The 19,436-nt window shown below is 59.8% G+C and carries 14 protein-coding genes and 2 pseudogenes; 6 read left to right on the top strand and 10 right to left on the bottom strand.

Features of this window, described 5'->3' with window-relative positions:
• Positions 1–717: 717 nt before the first annotated feature.
• The 3 genes and pseudogenes from ARGLB_RS14215 to ARGLB_RS24310 all read left to right on the top strand — a co-directional run bounded on the left by ARGLB_RS14215 (position 718) and on the right by ARGLB_RS24310 (position 4,923).
• A complete protein-coding gene (locus ARGLB_RS14215; protein WP_043419221.1) occupies positions 718–966 on the top strand; it encodes a hypothetical protein in 249 nt (82 codons plus the stop codon).
• Positions 967–1,354: 388 nt separating this feature from the next.
• Positions 1,355–1,906: pseudogene (locus tag ARGLB_RS14210) on the top strand (leucine zipper domain-containing protein); the annotation flags it as partial.
• Positions 1,907–4,329: 2,423 nt separating this feature from the next.
• Entirely contained in the window at positions 4,330–4,923 is a 594-nt protein-coding gene (locus ARGLB_RS24310) for a sugar O-acetyltransferase (RefSeq protein WP_003803673.1), read from the top strand.
• 166 nt (positions 4,924–5,089) lie between these two features.
• Here the strand turns inward: ARGLB_RS24310 and ARGLB_RS14200 are convergent, their stop codons facing one another.
• From ARGLB_RS14200 to ARGLB_RS14180, 5 genes and pseudogenes are all read right to left on the bottom strand, one after another.
• Positions 5,090–6,280: an MFS transporter gene (locus ARGLB_RS14200; protein ID WP_003803671.1), complete on the bottom strand. Its 1,191-nt coding sequence runs from the start codon at positions 6,278–6,280 to the stop codon at positions 5,090–5,092.
• 399 nt (positions 6,281–6,679) lie between these two features.
• A pseudogene (locus ARGLB_RS14195) lies at positions 6,680–7,431 on the bottom strand (HAD-IIA family hydrolase).
• Between the two features lie 332 nt (positions 7,432–7,763).
• A complete protein-coding gene (locus ARGLB_RS14190) occupies positions 7,764–7,970 on the bottom strand; it encodes a hypothetical protein (RefSeq protein ID WP_003803667.1) in 207 nt (68 codons plus the stop codon).
• 163 nt (positions 7,971–8,133) lie between these two features.
• Entirely contained in the window at positions 8,134–8,772 is a 639-nt protein-coding gene (locus ARGLB_RS14185; RefSeq protein ID WP_003803665.1) for an RraA family protein, read from the bottom strand.
• Entirely contained in the window at positions 8,769–10,100 is a 1,332-nt protein-coding gene (locus ARGLB_RS14180; protein WP_003803664.1) for an MFS transporter, read from the bottom strand. The genes ARGLB_RS14185 and ARGLB_RS14180 overlap by 4 nt, the downstream gene beginning before the upstream one ends.
• Before the next feature lie 620 nt (positions 10,101–10,720).
• Here ARGLB_RS14180 and ARGLB_RS14175 point away from each other — a divergent pair.
• The 3 genes from ARGLB_RS14175 (at position 10,721) to ARGLB_RS14165 (ending at position 13,280) form a co-directional block, all read left to right on the top strand.
• Positions 10,721–11,635 (top strand): alpha/beta fold hydrolase, encoded by a 915-nt coding sequence (locus ARGLB_RS14175; RefSeq protein ID WP_003803662.1) that lies wholly within the window; start codon positions 10,721–10,723, stop codon positions 11,633–11,635.
• A gap of 83 nt (positions 11,636–11,718) precedes the next feature.
• Positions 11,719–12,450, top strand: a complete 732-nt coding sequence (locus tag ARGLB_RS14170) for a haloacid dehalogenase type II (RefSeq protein WP_003803660.1) — start codon at positions 11,719–11,721, stop codon at positions 12,448–12,450.
• Complete coding sequence (locus ARGLB_RS14165; protein ID WP_217491549.1) at positions 12,441–13,280, top strand: SDR family NAD(P)-dependent oxidoreductase; 840 nt, start codon at positions 12,441–12,443, stop codon at positions 13,278–13,280. Before ARGLB_RS14170 ends, ARGLB_RS14165 begins: the two co-directional genes overlap by 10 nt.
• A 190-nt stretch (positions 13,281–13,470) precedes the next feature.
• On the opposite strand, the gene ARGLB_RS14160 is transcribed toward ARGLB_RS14165, so the two are convergent.
• From ARGLB_RS14160 to ARGLB_RS14140, 5 genes are all read right to left on the bottom strand, one after another.
• Positions 13,471–14,247 carry an SDR family NAD(P)-dependent oxidoreductase gene (locus ARGLB_RS14160; RefSeq protein ID WP_003803655.1) on the bottom strand — a complete coding sequence of 259 codons (777 nt, stop codon included), beginning with the start codon at positions 14,245–14,247 and terminating at the stop codon, positions 13,471–13,473.
• 197 nt (positions 14,248–14,444) lie between these two features.
• Positions 14,445–15,329 (bottom strand): N-acyl homoserine lactonase family protein, encoded by an 885-nt coding sequence (locus ARGLB_RS14155; RefSeq protein WP_003803652.1) that lies wholly within the window; start codon positions 15,327–15,329, stop codon positions 14,445–14,447.
• 322 nt (positions 15,330–15,651) lie between these two features.
• Complete coding sequence (locus ARGLB_RS14150; RefSeq protein WP_003803647.1) at positions 15,652–16,683, bottom strand: ABC transporter permease; 1,032 nt, start codon at positions 16,681–16,683, stop codon at positions 15,652–15,654.
• Positions 16,680–18,203, bottom strand: coding sequence for a sugar ABC transporter ATP-binding protein (locus ARGLB_RS14145; protein WP_003803645.1), 1,524 nt, complete (start codon positions 18,201–18,203; stop codon positions 16,680–16,682). Before ARGLB_RS14145 ends, ARGLB_RS14150 begins: the two co-directional genes overlap by 4 nt.
• Before the next feature lie 65 nt (positions 18,204–18,268).
• Positions 18,269–19,354: a sugar ABC transporter substrate-binding protein gene (locus ARGLB_RS14140; protein WP_003803643.1), complete on the bottom strand. Its 1,086-nt coding sequence runs from the start codon at positions 19,352–19,354 to the stop codon at positions 18,269–18,271.
• Positions 19,355–19,436: the final 82 nt, after the last annotated feature.

Here is a 19,436-nt window from a genome sequence, read left to right as displayed (position 1 = left end):
GTAGTGGTGACGACGCGCCCCAGGGGCTCCGGTCGCATAAAGAAAGCTGAAGCCAAGACTAGTGCCACCGTCCATTGCGTCAATCGGCGCTTATTTTGCGTTAAGGCTAAACGCAGTGTTGCTCCAAGCAAGGGTCTACACGGGTAGTTGATCTGTCGCCTATCCCCTGTGGAGGAGTCGTTATTGCGTTTCATGATCTTTTCGCCCCTAATGCGATTCCTTGAGTGGGCGCCTCGCAGACGAAGCAGTGCTGGCCACGGAAGCGACAGAGTGTCGAACGAGCGGAATATGGAACGACCGGCCTTAAGAACCGGAAATGAGGGGAACCTCTGGAGCTAAAACTCCTTGAGTTGCCGAGAGTCCCTCCATTTCAGGTCCCGCCTGCATACCGGCTTGGGATTCTAAATGTGAATTCGAATTCTTCAGGTCGTTTAACTCGCAATTTACAATAAAGGAGAAATTAGATGTCCAGTACAACAACAGGGAGCAAAGTCCGGCCTATTAGGGCCAAGGTCGCTCTCATTTCCGCACTTTCGCTCGTACAGCCATCCTGCCGGTCACGCTAGCCGGGCCTGCTCAAGCAGCCCCGACTCAAACTTCACGCGTTCCTGCACCGTCATCGCAGGGCGGCCGTATAAGGTGTGGCGATTCATCAACCTCCGATGGGAAGAGCGCGTGATGTACCCGAGCAGCGTGACCTGCACTTATGGAAGGTGGGTGAACCTCCAGAAAACGTTCTACGAAGACGATGGCTGGTTTGATCAGAGGATTGGCGCAGATTCTCCGCCGATCTTCTGGGTTGGGGCGGGACAGACGGTGCCGTCCCCAAGCTACGGCTTTGTGGTCGACACAGAAGTAGGCAACGAAGAGGTTTACCAGAAGATCACCATTCAGGAAGGCTGCTCGGGTCTTTGGACAACTGGGGCTTCGGTTGTGAGCCCGATAGGGACGATCACTAACCGTTAGCGCTGTACCCAGACGACATGGAGGAGGATCGACCGCGTCCCTCAGTGGCTGTGCCTGATCTCAAGCGGCGACCGGGCACAGCCACATCCAAAGCTACGCAGGCCCTTCGCGTTCAACACCGTTGGGGAAACGGCCCTCTTAAGGTGAGAGCCCTCGGCGTGAGTAGCAAGCCGCCGCGGCATTCCTCCCACCTGTGGAGAACAGCATGTACATCACGTTGGTGACGACGGCCACCCTCACTGCCACATCTGGCCGTTGGAACGACTCTCCCGGCCTAGGCGTATTGACCACGGACGTTAGTGACGCTCGGCGTGGTTTGGTGACATGAACAAGAGCTCCGGGTGGAGTGGGGCTTGTCCAGAGTCCAATTCCACGCACGGAGGTCTTCATGTCCCACCCTAACGCTCTTCTGACCCCTCGCGGCCGGCTGCAGCTCGCGCACTGTGTCGTTGATCAGTGCTGGAGTCTGCGCCGGGCCGCGGAACGGTTTCAGGTCTCGGTTCCGACCGCGGCGCGGTGGGCGCAGCGCTACCGCGAGCACGGCGCCGAAGGAATGAATGACCGCTCCAGCCGCCCGCATTCTTCTCCGCGGCGCACAGCAACGCGTACTGAGCGGCGGATGATCGGCGTGGGTGTGAACCGCCGCTGGGGCACTGCCAGGATCGGCTATTTGCTGGGCCTCCACCCCTCGACCGTGCACCGTGTGCTCTCCCGCTACCGGCTGGCGAAACTGACCTGGCTCGATCGCGGGACCGGCAGGGTCGTCCGCCGCTACGAACACGACAAGACGGGCGACTTGATCCACGTCGACATCAAGAAACTGGGCCGGATCCCCGACGGCGGCGGACACCGGGTCCTGGGCAGGATCGCTGGAAAGAAGAACAAGACCGGCACCGCCGGCAACCGAAGGCCCGGCTACCACTACCTCCACAACGCCGTCATGATCGTCAATGAACAAGCGTGAAGGGCATTGGCCAGCCGGCTGATTCCTCACAATCAGGCATCGCGGCAAAGATTCACAGCCGTCATGCAGTAGATGCAGACGGCAACCATGAACAGCTATAGACAGCAAGATTCCTGGACCCGCGAAGAAGGACGGTGAGCATCATGGGCTACAACCCAGGGCCACGTTGCTCGCCGTCAGGCAGAGCCGACAACCCTGTGGGTCGCTTGGCAGCACATCCTTGGGCCGGTCGGGCACAAGTCATGCCGTCCTCCCCCGGACCGTCCATGAACGAACAAGTACAGCCGCCAATAGCCCAGCAGGAGGGAACCCGGTGAACATCCAACGACGCAGCGAAGAAGCCCGCAAAAACTTTCCTCACGTCATGCCGACCGCGCCATAAGCACCCATGAACGGGTATGGAACAATGACACGTCGATCCAGGAAGCTAAGGAGGCAACCGGCACCACCACCGGCCAGCAATGAAAAAGGCCCCCCGAGGGGGCCCTTCACAACACAAAATGTCCACACTCAGAGGCTGAAAAGCCTCTGACCTGCGGAAACACTGTGCCCGAGGTGGGACTCGAACCAGCCCCTCCCCCTGAAAATCAGCCCCTCTTTCAAAAACCTCCCCAATCCGGCCCAGTCCGAGGCCGGTACAACCGAATCCGAAGCCCAGGGTGTGGACACTGTCCACACCCTCTTTTGTGAGCATTTTGAGCCACCACCATTCGAGTGTGACGATCCTTGCGCGGCGATGGGAATCCCTCTCCACGACCAGCCGCCCTGCCAGGCCAACTGCGACGAGACGACGTTCCCGGGCTCAGCCGGAATCCGACTCACGAAATGGGCCGAGCAGTAATGCGCGGAGCAAACCGAGGACCGGGATTCATTGAACGTCATAACGTTGCGACCTCCTTTCGACCATCTCATGGGCGTAGACAGTAGAAGAGAGCCTGACAAGGACTTCGCTCTATGAGCCGGGACATCCATAAGGCCCGCGCCTTCCAGCTTGACGGAATCACAATTATCGGCGTTGCAACCATTCGCCCGGCAGGGGGCCAATTCAGGATCCACTCCGGCCGTCTTCGTGGGTTCATCCTTGAGGGTTTTCTCCGCTACCGATCAGCTAGGCCGGCACCCGCTGTAGAACATTTCAGAGCTCGATTCACCGCTTGAGCAAGCAGGCGTGAAAGAAATCCGCACCAGGTCGGTCAGGTTAGTTACTGCCGTTGAACGGGGCCCCTGCGCCGTACAGGGCGTAACGCAGGGGCTCCTAGGCCGCTCCTGCTCTTGGGGAAAGCTGGGTGCCTAAACACAATGTATCCGGAGCCAGGGCGCCGAAGCCCCTTGCACATCCGATTTCGATGATTCTTGAGCAAGCCTTGAGCCCAACAGGTGCGAGAATTCCCCTGTGCGTTCTTAATACGGCGCCCTACACCCGGTCCTGCAACCTCTCAAGCACGGTTTGCCGCTCAGTGTCCCATGACTTCAAGGACGTCGAGCACGGTCCGGAGCAGCGCCAAGGCAAGGCTGCACGCCGCAATCCACAGTCCCGCGACATGCACCCGGCTCGCCCTTCCACTGCCTTTTTCGTTCACCTGAGACCACCTGTTCCTTCGACTGGGACGACCATCGTAGGGGCGGGGTGCTGACACTTTGAGAAGCCGGACAAAGCCATGCGGATGCTGTGCACAGCATGTCCACCGTCGCCGCCCGACCGGACCAGGGATCTGTTGAGAAAAGCCTTCCTGTTATCCACCAGGAAGAGCCGGCGTGTCCGAGCTTCCGGGAGTGTCGGTCTAAGCGTTCCCGCCGTTGAGCCCCCTACCCCGATCAGCGCCTGTTCATGCGCCATGACGGGCAGCGCGATGGCGTCCGCTCGAACAACAAGAGCGGCGGCGGCATGTCAGGACTCCGGCTTGCACAGGAATGTATGCGGACGGCGAAGGACCCCGCAGCACGAGTCAACACCGCGGGGTCCTTCTAGGTCGATGCATCCGCGAATGGGGGGAGCGCCGATACACGGCAACCAAATATCGTCAGTAGCTTAGTTTCCAGATTTCGACTCTGCTCCCCCGACAATTCCTCGATGTGGTGCCGTTCGACCCTTCTCTTCTACAGCGGGCCGGCGGGTTCTACGCCGCCGTTTGGTGAATCCGACAACTCTTCGCCCGCAGATGTCGTAGGACAATTATTTGTTCAACAAACCTTGAGTTGGGCGACTAAGCTTGTAGCTGGGGGTAGTTGGAGGCTCTGAGTGCCGATGGAGCGACCGCTAACAGCTACACGAAGAGTGGTGCCCATCGGCTCTTGGGGGCTTGCGTGAACCATGGCAACGTTGTGATTTCACTTCGTAGCTTCCGGATTAAGAGCCTGCCCCCCGTGCACACTGTCGATCACAACTGTTTGGAGGCCGTGTGCTGACCGAGATGCAAAAGTATGAAGCCGGGCTGCCCTTTTCGTTCCTCGACCCTGAGGTCGCCACGATGAAGGAGCATGCCCTCCGGCTTTGTCGTGCCTTCAACGAGGTGGACACAGCTGACCTTCCGGGACAGATTGCGATTATCAGGGAGCTTTTTGGTGCCTGCGGGGAGCGCGTCTACATCCAGCCGCCGTTCAACTGCGACGTGGGTGCCAACATCAGCGTCGGCGAGGACTTTCTAGCGAACTACAACGTGAAGATTCTGGATGTCGGTGAAGTACGCATCGGGGACTATTGCATGATTGGTCCCAACACGGTAATTTCCACCGTCAACCATCCGCTCTCACCTCGTGAGCGTCGACAGAAAATTTCGATCCTAAAGTCGGTCGTAATCGGGAACGACGTTTGGATCGGTGCGAACTGCACTATCCTGCCCGGGGTCACCATTGGCAGCAATGTTGTGATTGCAGCCGGCGCTGTGGTGACGAAGGACCTACCCAGCAATTGCATTGCGGCGGGCGTACCAGCACGGGTCACCCGCCACTCGCTTCCAGATGATACGGACATGCCATGTTCCGACAGTCCTTAATTGGAATCTAACCAGGGGTGAGCGCTCCTTGGTACGAGGACCCTACGGCAGTCGTCCATTGTGGTTCCCACACGCCATGGCATTTGGAGCAATAGGACGAGCTCCGTAGTGCCAGCCATCAAAAGTCCAGGTTGCTCGCACCACTCGCGGGAAGCTACCACGCGGACTACTTTTGTTGCGGCACCAGGCGTACCGACAGCGTTGTTCCCAAGATGAACGCCAGCACTGAGCAAAGAATTACCAGTAGAGGCCACGCCCAGCCGCCGGTGACGCTGTAGACGAAACCTAAGAATGTCGGAGAAGCTGCGCCGAACCAATAACCGACGCCTTGTACAACTGCCGACATCCGTCCGGCAGAGGCCGCATCACGAGCAATCTTAACGATCGCGGTGAAAATTAGCGTAATGCCGCCGCCTTGGGCGATACCGCCAAGTGAACACCAGAACCACCACAGTTCAGGTGCCAGCAGCAGACCAAGGGGAACCGTCAACCACAAGGCACCGAGGGTAAGCGCCACCGCCGTCGTGCTCACGACGCGAGCCGTCAGTGGAACTGCAAGAGCGCCAACAATGGCGAGGATCTGAAAAAGGGAGGAGCCGGCGCCCGCAGCAGATGGCGCCATGCCGAGTTCGTCGGCCAACAGGGTCGGTAGCCATGCCGTCAGGCCGTAATAGGACACTGCCTGACTGGCGAATCCGACAGTCAGTCCGACCGTAATCCACGATGTGCCCCCGCGGTCGGAGGAACTTTGTCCATCAGGACAATCGTTCTGGACTGGGCGGGAGGACGTGGACCCGGCCGCAGGAAGCCATAGACCGAGTGCGGCTACGGCGAACACCGCGGAGGCCGCGAGAGCGAGCGGCCAGCCGATGAGCCCAGCCAGCGGCGCAGTTGCCACTGATGTGATGAAGGCGCCTGTGTTCAGAGCGGCGGTGTAGATTCCCAGAGCGGAGCCCTGACGTCGGGAAGAGAAATCCCGCCGGATAATCAGGGGCACGGCGATGTTGCCGAGCGTGATGGCCACGCCCAGCACGACAGTGCCGAGCATGACGAGCACAGGGCCACCGGCAGAGCGCACTACAACGCCTGTCAGCACTCCAATGAGAGTCAACGTGATTGCGGCCTCGGCGCCCAGCCGGCGCGCCGACAGCGATGCCAGTGGTGCCGCGAGCGAAAAGCACAGAACCGGAATTCCCGTGAGCAGGCCGAGCTCCACGGAGGTATATCCGAGGTCCAGCTGCATCAGCTCTGCCACTGGGGCCACGGCCACAAAGGGACCGCGCATGTTCAGCGCAATGAGTCCAATGCAAGCGATAAGGGCCCAGCTGCCGGGAATTTTGGAGCCGGGGTCCCTCATCCGATGGCAAGGCGTGACAGACGGAGTGCGGCAGGACGTTTCATCAATCCCTTGCTAAGAGGTTCCAACACGAGGAAATCAGTGATGTGGCTTTCTTGTCGGCGACTGCCTGGACAAACAAACTAGCGCGGCACCTTGGGTTCGATTGCCCATGCAAGGCGATGCAGAGTTGTTGCCACTCCACCCCGAAGCGATTTCCATGCAGCTACTTTGGGCTTCTCGACCTCTGTGACCACCGGCGCATGCGGGAGGGCGCTCCTGCTCGTGTTGTCAGATCCTGCCCTGAGCAGAGCGATCATGCTTGTGCTTTCCATGGTTCCTTTCGATTTGGTAGAACCAACTTCAGAAGCGTGTAGAGCCGGCCGTGATAGCTACTGCCAGGAGGAAGCCATGGGCTTCTCAGACCTGGGTAATGAGGTCTGCTACTGAGCTCAAAACCTGGTTGGGACGGAACGGATAGGCGCTGATGTCTTTGTGTTGAGTGATGCCACTCAGCACCAGCACGGTATGGAGTCCGGCTTCCATCCCGGCGATGATGCCGGTGTCCATTCGGTCCCTGATCATTGCAGTTGTCTCGGAGTGCGCATCGATCTGGTTCATGACTGATCGAAACATCATTGGGTTCGGCTTTCCTACGATGTACGGTTCTCTGCCGGTCGCTTTGGTTATGAGGGCAGCGACGGCACCGGTCGCTGGAAGGGGGCCGTCGTTGGACGGTCCGGTGGCGTCCGGATTCGTTGCTATGAAGCGGGCACCTAAAAGGATGAGACGGATGGCCATCGTGATGGCTTCGAAGGAGTAGGTGCGTGTCTCGCCCAGGACTACGAAGTCGGGATATTGATCCGTCAGGATGAAGCCTGCTTCGTGCAGTGCAGTCGTAAGCCCTGCCTCCCCGATGGTGTAGGCGCGGTTGCCGGCGCCGGAACCTGTAACTTGATTCTTGAGGAACTGCGCAGTCGCAAGAGCTGAGGTCCAGATATTTTCTTCTGGAACCTCCAAACCGGATGAACGCAACCGGGCAGCCAGGTCGCGCGGGGTGAAGATTGATTATTGGTGAGTACCAGGAAACGCTTGGAAGTGTCCACCCAGCGCTGAATGAGCTCCGAGGCTCCGGGGACGGCCTGGTTTTCGTGAACCAGGACCCCATCCATATCGGTGAGCCAGCACTCGATTTTTTCCCTGCGCTCATGCAGCAGCGTGGATATTGAAGCGTGTAACCGTTCAGATTCGTCCGGTGCGGCTGAGAGCGATGTGTGTGGCTTTACGGGTGCGGTTGTCAAGGTGCTTCTCCTTCGGTTCATGTCCCTTGCCTGCCCGTCTTTCCCATGGCACCGCCGGCGGGAATTTTAGGGTTGGCGCTTAGCATCCTCCTTGGGCGAGTGCGCGGGGGTTTGCCCGGCGCAGGTCTGCCTTCCAGCTGACAGTTCTGGTCACTTTCGCGACTTCTTGTGGACCTGCCGTTCGAGCGGGCGATGGGGAAGGGCTAGGTGCCCGGAGCTATGTCGAATCCGTCGTCCACGTGGAAAAGTTTTCGTCCACTTCCCATAGTGAGCACCCATACGCAGGAGCCGTCAGCGGTTCGGTCGTCGACAAGGCCGTAGTAGTCCTCGCCGCTCCTCCCCGTGAGTTTGACGTTCTGTCCCGGGCACAGCTGCTGCCATTGGCCTTTGATGGTTTCCGTACCTTCCATGGGGTTTCCTTAGCAGTTAGAGCTCTTGTACTTACTTTTGTGCCTGCAAGGGGTTGAAGCCGGGGGGATGAAGTGTTTTACATGGGACCCGGGTGGACCCTACAAGGCTGGGTTCTGCCAGTACGCTGTGGTGGAACCCAGCCTTGTGATGTCGTTCAGCCCTCTATTGGAGTTGCCCCTTGTTGAGCCGTTTCAGTTGCTCGGCGAAGTCGGAGAGTTGCTGTCCGAGCTTTAGCCGGGCAACGATGTCGTGCTCCTGGTGGACAAGGGCCAGTGCCAGTTCAAGCGCTGTTCCTGCAACCTCCTGACGGATGCGTACGACTCCGTCGCCGTCACCCACGATGTAGTCCCCGTGGTTGACCTGCAGTTGTCCTACGAGCACGGTTTCCCGCAGCCGCCCGTCTGTGCGGGGGCGGGGAGCGCGGGGGGTCCAGCCGCGTGCGAAAACGGGGAAACGCAGCTCGCGGATGGCGTCCCGGTCGCGGATGAGGCCGTCAATAACAACACCTGCGATGCCGCGCTCTTTTGCGGCCACGGCTGTAACCCCGCCAAAGACACACCTGTCGGCGCCTCCTCCTGCGTCAACGACCAGAATGCTTCCTGGTCCGGCGGTTGCAATGGCCCGGAATACTCCCCTGTGGTCTCCAGGGGGGATGCGGACGGTGTAAGCCTGACCTGCAAGGCGGGCTCCCTCCCAGACTGCCTGAACACCTGAATCCATCTCGATGTCCTCTTCGCTGACGTCACTGAGGTCCGCAGTGCCGATCCACGTGTCGGACTGAACGATAGGGCTCTGGGTCACTTCGATGCTCCAAGGTGGTCTGCCTTGATGTCGCCCGTCTTCACGTCCAAAGTTTCGGGGGACAGCAGGACGGCTGTTGTTGTGATGACACCGACGATGGCAAGAAGTGTGGCGGGGCCAACCCATCCGAAGGCACCGTTAAGGGCCGCGGCCATGAGCGGGACGGAACCCTGGATGATCGACGAGCCCTGGTATCCCAGGGAGATTCCGGAGGTCCGGAACCGGGGGTCAAACATCTCCGTGAACCATGCTCCTTCCACAGCGAACATCACGTTGTGGCACAGCAGCAGCGTTCCTACGATCGCAATGACGATGAGGAAGGGCTGGCCACTGACGATCATAAAAAAGGCCGGGAAGGCAATGATGATTGTCGTGATCGAACCCATGAGATAGGTGCGACGCCGCCCCCAGAGGTCGGACACGTAGCCGAAGAATGCGTGGCTGAAGAGACCAATCACACTGGCAATCACTACCGCCATCAAACCAACCGACTTCAGGTTTCCGCCCTGTGCCGCCAGGAGGCTGAGAACGAACGTGGTAACCAAGTAGAAGGCACTTCCGGCCGCCAGACGGATTCCAACGATGCGAAGAATCATGCCAGGCTGGGCACGCAGCGCGTCCAGGACGGGCATCTTGGCGATCGCGTTGTTTGCCTTGAGTTCTTTGAATACCGGCGTTTCCTCGACCCGCAGCCGCAGGATCAGGCCAACGATGACGAGAATGCCACTCAAAAGGAACGGCAAGCGCCAACCCCAGTCCCCCACCAGACCCGAGGAGACGAGGAACGCAAGGTTCGCCAGAAGAAGACCTGCCGGTACGCCTGTCTGCGGAATGGCGCCGTAGAGCCCTCTTCTGCCCGGCGGGGCAGTTTCTACCGCCACCAGTACCGCCCCTCCCCATTCGGCTCCGTGCCCAATACCCTGCAGTAGCCGCAGGAAAACAAGAAGGGCAGGTGCCCATGCGCCGATCTGTGCGTAGGTGGGAAGGAAGCCGATGGCGAACGTCGCGCAGCCCATGAGGAGCAGCGCGCCGATCATCACAAATTTACGGCCAATGCGGTCGCCCAAGTGACCGGCGATGATGCCTCCCAGCGGACGCGAGAGGAATCCGGCGGCCAGCGCGGCAAAGGATGACAAAGTTGCAGCAAGAGGATCAGCACCCGGGAAAAATGCTGCGCCGAAGTATGTGGCGGCGGCAGTGCCGAACGCTAGAAAATCATAGTTTTCGATAGTCGTCCCGATCATGCTGCCGGCGGCAGCACGGACGCTTGCGCGCTTATTTGGGGCCGCCGCTCCGGTCTTTTGACCGATGGTGCTCGTTTCAGTCACGTAATGTCTCCACTTCGTTGGGGTGCTTACCGCTCGCCCTGGCACTGAGCAGGGGGCACTAGTAATTCGACGGGACCGGTTGGCCACGCCAAGGGATTGCAGCCTTCGGGCGCGAACGCAAGGGCTGTTCTCCTGTCTAGGGAGAAGCGAGGTTGCTCTGTCCCACTGCGAAAGCCAGTCCTCATATGTGAGGCGCGCCACTAAGAATAGTTTGTCCAACAAATAAATGTCAACAAACTGCTAGATTGGTTACTGACGGCCCTAACAGTCCAGCGCTCCAGATCCAGGAGAGGGGATGGAAAGTAACTGCTACAGAAAGCATCCGCAAGGAAGTCAGCGTCGAGACGGGAATCAAGGTCTCCATGGTCAGTCCCGGCGTCATTGATACAGGTTGGGCCGACAAGGTCGATAACACTGACGGTAAGGAAGTTGCCAGGAACTTAACAACATCGCGATCACCCTGAACAGGTGGCGGGTGCAGTGTCCTACACGTTCAATCAGCCGCCCGAGGTTGCAGTTAGCGACGTCCTTATCGCTCCCACCAAGCAAGACTGGTAATAACCGAGCCGGGGTGCGGGGGTCTGCCTCGCACCCCGGCGTGCCTTAAAGAAAGGTAGAACATGACCACTTCAAGCATCACTCCGAGCCCTGTTGTCATCACCCATGGCCGCGCCTGGACCGATCAGGACGCCGGTGTGCGCCTTGGCTACACTGTTGCCACTGCCACTGACAACCCGGACAAAACAGTTTTGCTGCTTCACGGTGCACCCCAAACCAGGCATGCATGGCGGCACGTTCTTGCACCCCTGGCCGAGGCCGGCTACCGCGTCATCGCACCCGACTACCGCGGTGCCGGAGATTCCAGCAAACCACGCGATGGATATGACAAATGGACCATGGCCGGTGACATCCACCATCTCGTGCACACGGTTCTCGGCCTCGAAGGGCCTGTTTCGGTTGTCGGCCACGACCTCGGGTCAATGCTCGCGCTCGGCTACGCTCTGCGCTACCGCGAAGACACAGTCAGCGTCACCTTCATGGAAGCGCCCTTGCCGGGCACGGATTACTACGAGGAACGGAAAGTAGCCAAAAGCGCCTGGCACTTCGACTTCCACTCCAACCCGGACATCGCCGTGTATCTCACCCACGGCAAGGAACGCTGGTACGTGCAGCGCTTTTACGACGACCTCACCTACCAGCCCAACGCGATAACGTCCACTGACCTCGACGTTTATGCGCGTGCCTTCGAGGCACCCGGCGCAATGAGGGCACTGTGCGAGATCTACCGGGAACTTGACCACGACGCAGAGCTGCACCGTGCCGCCATAGCGAGTAACGGCAAGCTCACCGTCCCGGTGCTGGCATCCGGCGGCGGGGCACAGGCGCTTGCCAAGAACTACCTTCGCATGTGCCAGGACATCGCAGAGAACGTGCGGGGCGAACTTGTCCCCGACTGTGGCCACTGGGTTCCGGAAGAGCAGCCGGAGAAATTCGCGGCCATGTTCGTCGCTTTCGACACGAACGCACGTCGCTGAGCCACCGCCCTACCCCACCGGCACTCCAGCATCCCAACCTCATGACGGTGGGGTCCGAACACAGCATGAAGGACAGTCTGCCTATGAATAAGGAACAGCTTCCGTACGTCGGCTTTCTCGGTTTCGACGTGTTTGGCACGGTCGTCGACTGGCGGTCTGGCATCGCGAGGGCGAGCGAAGGTTTTCTCAGCAAGCATGGCCTCGACGTCGATCCCTACGATTTCGCGGACGAGTGGCGCGCACTTTACGAGCCTTCGATGCAAGCCGTGCGAGCAGGTGAGCGCCCATGGGTACCCTTGACGGTGCTTAACCGAGAGAACCTCGAGACAGTGCTGAGCCGCCACGGTGCTGATTTCGCCGGTATCACAAACACCGAACTCGTTGACCTGAACCGCGGGTGGGAGCGCCTAGACCCATGGCCGGACGCAGTCGAGGGCATGCGCCGGCTCAAAAAACGGTTCCCAATCGGACCGCTCTCGAACGGCGACATCGCAGGCATGCTCAATTTGGGGCGTTTCGCAGCACTGCCGTGGGACGTGATCACTGGGGCAGAGATCACCAAGAGCTATAAGCCCGTTCTCGGAACCTACCTCGGGTCCGCCCGTGCCGTTGGACTCGAACCTGCCCAGGTCGCAATGGTGGCGGCTCATAACCAAGACATGCAAGCAGCACAGGCGGCAGGTCTGCGATCCATCTTCATCCTCAGGCCGCACGAGCACGGACCACAGCAGGCGACTGACCTCACCGCAACTGGTAAGTACGACATCGTCGCAGAGTCGCTGATCGAAGCCGCTGATGCACTGGGCTGCAAATAAACTCTAAGGAGAACATCATTAACACCACTTCTATTCGTCCCCTTGCCCTTGTCACTGGAGCATCAAGCGGAATCGGTTATGAGCTGGCACGCCTCTTCGCCAGCGACGGCCACGACGTGATCATCACCGCGACCGGTCAAAACGACGGCCTGACGAAAACAGCCGACGCCATCCGCGCCTGCGACGCCGTAGCCATCGTCACCGAGGCAGACCTGACCAGCTTCGACGGTGTCGAGGCGGTCGCGGCTGCTGTGAAGAACACGGGCCGCCCGCTCGCTGCCGCAGCGCTGAATGCCGGCGTAGACGTGGGCGGACACTTCGTTGGGGGAACAGACCTCGCCGCGGAACTGTCCATGATTCAGCTGAACATCGCCTCGCAGGTGCACCTGACGAAACGGTTGCTTCCGGACATGGTCGAACGCGCAGCCGGCCGGCTGCTGTACACCGCATCGATCTCGGGAACGATGCCCACGCCGTTCGAGGCGGTATACGGCGGCACCAAGGCCTTCCTCATCTCATTCGTCGAAGCAATCAAAGAGGAAACCAAGGACAGCGGTGTCTCCTTCACGCTGCTGCTGCCAGGTGAAGTCGACACCAACTTCTGGCACCGGGCAGGCATGGACACCAGCACTCTGGGCCTGGGCGAGAAGGCCGCCCCAACCAAGGTCGCTAAGGAGGGGTACGACGCGATGAACGCCGGCCGCGAACGGGTGGTCGCAGGCAAAGCGGGCAGCAAAGTCATCGGACGTGTCCTGAATAACGTCCTCCCTGATTCCAAAAAGGCAGCCTCTCACGCCACCGGCGCTGAGCCCGGCTCCGGCGTGGCCTGAGCACAGGCTCCTCGGACAGAGAGCCACCCCGCCGCCCAGACGCCGGTTGGCGGCCGCCCGACCTCATTTCCGGCAACGGGCACGGTCACCGTTTCGGTCCCTCAAAGCAGGTCGAGGTCATTTCTGCAGGGGTGGCAATGGCGCTCGATTCAGGTGGTTGCAGTGAATGAACCAAGCGGCAAGGGTCGGACTAATGGGTGTGGGTGCGGGAAAGTTTTGCGAAGCGGCGGGCTTTGAGTTGCTCCGGCAAGAACTTATTCATCACTGCTGCCCGCCGCGTGCTCCGGTCTCCTCCGACGACGTGATCCTTTCCAGCGAACAGTCCTTCGACACCGAGAAGCGCCACGAGCCTTGGGTCATTCTTGGTGGAGTTGTCACCGAATGCCGTGTTCTGCATTCCGGCCCGGTCATGAAACTCAGCAGCGGTGGCCCCCGGCAGCAGAGCGGTGACGTTCACGTTGTGCTCCCTGAGCTCTTCGCGCAGGCCCTGCGCGAAGCTGTACACGAAGGCTCGCGTCGGTCCGTAGATCGACTCGAAGGGGGTCGGTGTGGTCGCTGAGAGGGAGCTCGTAATCAGGATCTTCCCCTGTTTGCGCTCTGCCATGTGCTGGGCCACGTGCTTAGCCAGCAGCACCTGGGACGTCACGTTGAGCGAAAGCATCGTCAGTTCCTGCTGAAGATCAGTGTCGATGAATGCACCTCCAAGACTCATCCCCGCATTCAGACAGGCCACGTCCAAGGGGCGATCCAGGGCTGCAACTGCATCCCAGACGGACTCGACGCCCGCGCTCGTGGAAAGGTCAGCCCGCACCGGGTGGACCTCCACCTGCGGGAGTTGATCGGGGAGGGCATCGATCCGCGAACTGGCCCCGACGCCCACGATGTCATAACCGCGCGCAGCCAGGGCTTCCGCAAGATGAAATCCGCTCCCGGTACTGGCCCCGGTAACAAGTGCAAGTCCTGTCATGGCTTTTACTCCTAGTCCTTGTGCGGTGAAGAACTTCTCGACCTCATCAGGACTCCACGCCTGAGAATGTGCTTGCTAAACCATAGTTCGCTGGGCGACTGCGCGTAAGCAAAATGGATACATGGCAAAGAACGAAGCGCTCCGGGAATTCCTCGTCGCCCGCCGCGCCGAGCTGCTGCAGTATGGGCTGAGCCAGATCAGCGTGAGGATAGATTGGAACCAATAGGGATACGGGAGGGCTCGCCAGATTGCAAGGCAACCTCCACGACCATGGCACCGTTATCGGATTGCCAGCTGGGGTACTGTCCCCTCAGTCTGTCCTCATGAACCGGGATTATGCGTCTGGACTGCTCCTCCACATCCTTCAGCATGCCATCAAGTACGTGCGTGGCCTGCAGGTTGCTTCCCACTACCAAGCCGACCGGGTGGAGCAGGCCATCCCCGTCGAGGCCCTCAACATTTTCCCAGGCGTAGACATTGTCGCCCGCCAGAACCAGGGGCCCCTCCGCGGTGTCCAACCTGACGTAGACGGAACCCGGCGTGTGGGTATCCCACGCCGGCAGCACGTCCAGACCAGGAAACAGTTGCGGGGCACCGTCAGCCAGTAACTGCAGCCGGCCCCTTGCGGAGAGATCTACTGCGGCGATCAGGTCGGCAGGGTCGATGGGGCCGACGAACGTGCGTAAGCGGGGCGGCAGGGCGAGTTCCTTGACCCAGAACTCCAATTCCCGCGCCGAGAGGAAAAAGGTGGCGTTTGGAAAGGCGGAAACGTTGCCGAAGTGGTCGTAGTGGGCGTGCGTAACGATGACGTGGGTGACTTGTTCGGGAGCGAGCCCGATCTGAGCAAGGACAGTGTGGGGGTCGCGCCAGTCCGTCACCTCGGAATCTTCGGCGATCTGGCGCTGGCGTGCAGTTTCACCAAATCCGACGTCAACCATGACCACATTGTCGTTTTGCTTCAGGACCACGTAGCTGAAGGGGGCTCGCCTCGCTCCCCTGTTGTGCGCACCGTAAATCGACAAGCTGAGAGGAAAGTTCTCGGCCACCGCGTACTCGAGTACCCAAGCGGACCAGGTGCTCATCGCACTCCCTCCTTCGTAAACGACACCGCGCGATAGGTGGCTATCGAGCCGAGTCTTATTCGTTCCGCTGAGGAGTCACGGTCGCCCACCACATCGATGAGTTGTTTGACGGCGGCCGATTGTTGCGAGCGTAAGCCAGGGTCGGCCTCCTTGAGGACGCTGCTGGCTGAGGCGAGCAGTTCGTTGCGCAGACCTAGGTCCGCCGACCGCACTGCAGCCACGAGCGCTGCTCCCAGTGCGGCGGCCAGGGCGTCCTCGACCTGTGAGCTTGTCGGGGACGGCCTTGGGCCATGTTTCAGGCACGACCGGGCTGAGTTGTGAATCACTTGACGGCCAGCTCACGGTGAACCGGGGCGCTCACCGTTTTTGGTGTGCGGCGTGCTCGGCGTCCGGCAATGCCGTCGTAAGCAATAGCGATGAGGATGATGCTTCCGATTACCACTTGCTGCCAGAACGTGTTGACGTTCAGCAAGTTGATACCGTTTCGGACGACTGCCATCAGGGCGGCGCCAATGAGTGTTCCCAGGAGGGATACGCGCCCACCGATCAGGCTGGTTCCACCGATCACGACCGCTGCTATCACGTCCAGCTCGTAGTTTGTCGCGGCTTCCGGCATGGCTGCTTCTAGCCGCGACGTGAGGAGAAGGCTGGAAACGGCCGCGGCAAGTCCCGTCAGCACATAGACCGTGATCTCGATCCGCGCCACCGGGATGCCCACCAGACGCGCGGCTTCCCTGTTGCTGCCGATGGAGAGGTTGAAGCGGCCGAACTTGGTGCGGTACATCAGGTAGAAGCAGATTGCGAATGCCAAGACCATGATGATGACAGGAACGGGTACGCCAAGAATCAGCCCCTGACCCCAGTATTCAAACTCCGGGAACCGGAGTCCGGTCTTGGGTATCCCTCCGCTGTACACCTGGATGATGCCACGTCCGATAATCATCGTCGCGAGAGTGGCAATAAATGGAGCTATACCTAGCCTGTTGATGAGAAGGCCGTTCACGAGCCCGTAAAACGCGCCCAAAAGCAGCCCGATAGCGATGGCCAAATAGATGTTGACCCCGTGCAGCATGAGGTCGGCCATGACGAGGCCGGTTAGTGCCACGTTGGCGCCGACCGACAGATCGATCCCGCCAAGGCCAATAACAAATGATGCGGCGAAGGCGATGATGGAGATGAATACCATTTGGCGGGTGACGTTGACGATGTTGTCGACCGTGAAAAACGCGGGGGATGAAATTCCCAGGGCAAGTACAACGAGGGCGAAGACTAGAAAGATGCGGCCCGCGCTCGTGCTCAGGAGACTAGGAATGGAGGCTACTCGGGGTTCTCTTACAGCAAGCTTGACGTTCATTGGTGGGCTCCGGTGGTCTGGACTGAGTAGTAGGCGATGGTTTCGGCATCGGTGGTGTCTGCGTCAAGGTCGGCGGCGACGCGGCCTGAATGCATCACCAGGATGCGGTGGCACAGCCCGAGAAGTTCAGGACTGTCCGCGGAGACGATGATGAAGGCTGTGCCGTCGGCGGCAGCTGAGACGATCTGCCGGTAAATTTCAGCTTTGGATTTGATATCCACTCCGCGGGTCGGCTCTTCAAGAACCAGTACCTTCGGACGTGTCTGAAGCCAGCGCGCGAGCATCGCTTTCTGCTGGTTGCCGCCTGATAGATCTCCGACGGATTGCTCCACGCCCCGGGTTCGTATGCTCATCGAATCGACATAATCTTGTGCCGAGGCTTTAAGGTCCCCGAGACGAAGTCTCGACTTCTGCGTCTTGGCTGTCTCAGCGATCGTAATGTTCCACTCAAGAGACTTGTCCAAGAACAGGCCTTCGGTCTTGCGGTCGCCAGGCATGAGACCGACGCCGGCGGCCTTGGCCTTGTCGATCGAGTGCTCCTCCAGGGAGGTCCCATCAAGACGAACCTGCCCTGAGTCGAAGGGGGCAGCACCGTAGATGGCGCGGACTACGTCCTGCTTCCCAGCACCATCGAGCCCGGCGATGCCCAGGATCTCCCCTTTCCTGAGTTTGAAGTTAACATCTTCAAACCGTCCTTTTAGGCCAAGATTGTTGGTTTCCAGCACGACAATGTCTGTTGGAGGTGCCTTGATGGCGTACTTTTCCCCGAGGTCACGGCCGATCATCTTCGAGATGATTGTTTCCACGCTGACCTCGGCTACTGGCTGAGTGGCAACGTTCGCGCCGTCGCGCATCACCATGACGCGGTCGGTTACTCTGATCAGCTCGTCGAGTAAGTGAGATACGTAGATAACGGCCCGGCCGGAGCGGCGCATACGGTCGATAATCTCAAAGAGCTTTTCGCGTTCCTGTGATTCCAGGGCCTCGGTCGGCTCGTCCATGATGATGATTCGCGCCCGGGAATGCAAAGACCTGGCAATCTCGACCAGCTGCTTCTCTGCCAGGGTTAGTTGGCGCACGGGCACGTTCAGGTCGAGGTCGATGCCGAGCTCATCGGCTAGTATCTCCTGGGCTTCCCGGCGCATGCGCTTTCGGTCCAGGGGGCTGATCAACGCATTGCCGGTTCCTTCCTTGCAGATCTCGCGGCCAGCCAAAATATTGTCGATGGCGGTTAGATCAGGAAACAGCGTCAGCTCCTGATAGATCGTGCTGATTCCCAGGCTTTGCGATGCGCGGGGGTTGCCGATGGCGACCGGCTCACCGTTGATGCGGATTTCTCCAGCGTCCATGTCGTATGCACCGGAAAGTATTTTGATGATGGTGGATTTTCCGGCGCCGTTCTCACCGATTAATCCGAGAACTTCGCCGCGATCGAGTGTGAGGTCGATGCCCTTAAGGGCGTGTGTGGCACCGAAGTGCTTGTCGATGCCGCGCATTTGAAGCAACGGTTTGTGTTCCACAGGTATCTCCTCATGAGATATGGGTGGGCGGCGCCCCGAAAGGGCGCCGCCCATGACCTAGGCGCCTATTTGCCGGTTGGTGGCACGTAAACGTAGTCGTTGGGGTCGAAGGTGCTGATGTTTGTCTTGTCGTAGACCTTGACGTCGTTGAAAACCCTGGTCGGGACTGTTTTTCCCTTGGCCACGTAGCTCTTGACGGTCTCGATGATGTTTGCCCCGACCGTCTTCGCCCCAGTGTCCACGGTTGCGACGAATTCCCCAGACTTGATCGCGTCGTTTGCTTCCCGGATGTTTTCGTAGCCGATGATGTCGACCTTGCCTTCTTTACCGGCAGCCTTGATGGCTTCCAATCCCCCTAGGGCCATTTCGTCGTAGAGGCCGACGAGGATGTCCACGTCAGGGTGAGCCTGGAGGATGTTTTCCGTCACGGTCAGGCCGGCCTCGCGGGTCCAACCGGCCGGCTGGCGCGCCACAACCTTGAAATTGGGATGATCCTTCATGATCTCTTCAAAGCCGCGCATGCGCTCTGATGTGTGCGGGCCGGGCAGGCCCTCCAGTATGGCCACGTTCTTTTGCTCGCTGCCGTAGTGGTCCACGATCCATTGCGCCTGGGCCCGTCCGCCCTCGCTCTGGTCGTAGCCGACATCTGACACCACATAGGAGCTGCACACGATTGGCGAGTTGAACGTGAAAACCGGAATGTTGCGTTCGGCGGCCTTCTGGAAGAGCGGTTCCAGGGCGCTTTCGTTGTACAGGGCAACGACGATTGCGTCATAGTCCTGCGAAATCCAGGATTCGACACTCCTGACTTGGTCCTCGGTGGCCGACTGGGATGTGGGCGCCTGGACATCCAGCCGGATTGCACTCTCACCGCCGGAAGCATCGATCTCTTCCTGGACGCCGGCCAGGACTCGCTTGTAGTAGGTGTCCATAGCTGTAGGGCTGACACCGATTTTCAGCTGTTTGCCGGTCTTTGTCGTGGGCGGTGCTTCGTCTCCGGTGCGCGGCCGTTCTTTCCCGGGAGCGCAACTTTCATTCGCGGCGGGGGCACCCTCGGCCGCTGCTGTCTGATTGGACGTGGAGCAACCCGAGAGGACCATAATTGTCGCGACGAGCGCAGCGGCGGCCTGCAGTGGTTTCTTAATCATCATTGATCTTTTTCCTTGGGTGGGATGGTAAGGCCGGCTTTGGCCGTCAACGGAGCATTACCGTGCGGCGTGTGCTGCCCGCGGG

The organism is Arthrobacter globiformis NBRC 12137 (assembly GCF_000238915.1).
GTDB classification, from domain to species: domain Bacteria; phylum Actinomycetota; class Actinomycetes; order Actinomycetales; family Micrococcaceae; genus Arthrobacter; species Arthrobacter globiformis.
The sequence above is the reverse complement of the archived record's forward strand: the minus strand, read 5'-3'. Positions and strand labels throughout refer to the sequence as shown.

Coding starts and splice junctions, on each gene's coding strand:
- ARGLB_RS14190 (WP_003803667.1), bottom strand. CDS start 7,970: ATGGAAGGTACGGAAACCATCAAAGGCCAATGGCAGCAGCTGTGCCCG.
- ARGLB_RS14175 (WP_003803662.1), top strand. CDS start 10,721: ATGACCACTTCAAGCATCACTCCGAGCCCTGTTGTCATCACCCATGGC.
- ARGLB_RS14160 (WP_003803655.1), bottom strand. CDS start 14,247: ATGACAGGACTTGCACTTGTTACCGGGGCCAGTACCGGGAGCGGATTT.
- ARGLB_RS14170 (WP_003803660.1), top strand. CDS start 11,719: ATGAATAAGGAACAGCTTCCGTACGTCGGCTTTCTCGGTTTCGACGTG.
- ARGLB_RS14155 (WP_003803652.1), bottom strand. CDS start 15,329: ATGAGCACCTGGTCCGCTTGGGTACTCGAGTACGCGGTGGCCGAGAAC.
- ARGLB_RS14200 (WP_003803671.1), bottom strand. CDS start 6,280: ATGAGGGACCCCGGCTCCAAAATTCCCGGCAGCTGGGCCCTTATCGCT.
- ARGLB_RS14150 (WP_003803647.1), bottom strand. CDS start 16,683: ATGAACGTCAAGCTTGCTGTAAGAGAACCCCGAGTAGCCTCCATTCCT.
- ARGLB_RS14140 (WP_003803643.1), bottom strand. CDS start 19,354: ATGATGATTAAGAAACCACTGCAGGCCGCCGCTGCGCTCGTCGCGACA.